The sequence below is a fragment of the Pantoea sp. 18059 genome (assembly GCF_902706165.1).
GTDB lineage: Bacteria > Pseudomonadota > Gammaproteobacteria > Enterobacterales > Enterobacteriaceae > Pantoea > Pantoea agglomerans.
In genome coordinates this window covers 1-459 of record NZ_CACSJS010000034.1, presented here as the reverse complement: position 1 = coordinate 459, position 459 = coordinate 1, and the positions used below count along the sequence as shown (strand labels likewise).

Genomic DNA, 459 nt, shown 5'->3' with positions numbered 1-459 from the left:
TTTTACAACGCTGCGAATTGCAAGCATTTGAGAGACTCGAACGCATCGCCTTGTCATCCCTTATTACGGAGGAATGACGCGCTGCGTCGTTTCAATTTTCAGCTTGTTCCGGATTGTTAAAGAGCAAATATCTCAAACGCGGCCCGGCTGCTTACGCAACCAAATCGGTTTTGAGATACTGTATGGAGACACCTTTCACCTGTCACCAAGCAGGTGGCGTCCCCTAGGGGATTCGAACCCCTGTTGCCGCCGTGAAAGGGCGGAGTCCTAACCGCTAGACGAAGGGGACACAAAAGTGTCACGACTTCGCAGCCGTCCTGCTCATTACTTTTTATCAGACAATCTGTGTGGACACTGCGCGGGAAGGTATCTTCAGGTAAGGAGGTGATCCAACCGCAGGTTCCCCTACGGTTACCTTGTTACGACTTCACCCCAGTCATGAATCACAAAGTGGTAAGC

General features: G+C 51.0%; 1 tRNA gene and 1 rRNA gene. Both read right to left on the bottom strand.

The annotated features are described in order from the left end of the window. Positions 1 to 214: 214 nt before the first annotated feature. Positions 215 to 289 (bottom strand) — tRNA-Glu (locus tag GVJ63_RS21920). 88 nt (positions 290 to 377) lie between these two features. Next, positions 378 to 459, bottom strand: a 16S ribosomal RNA gene (locus tag GVJ63_RS21915); the annotation flags it as partial.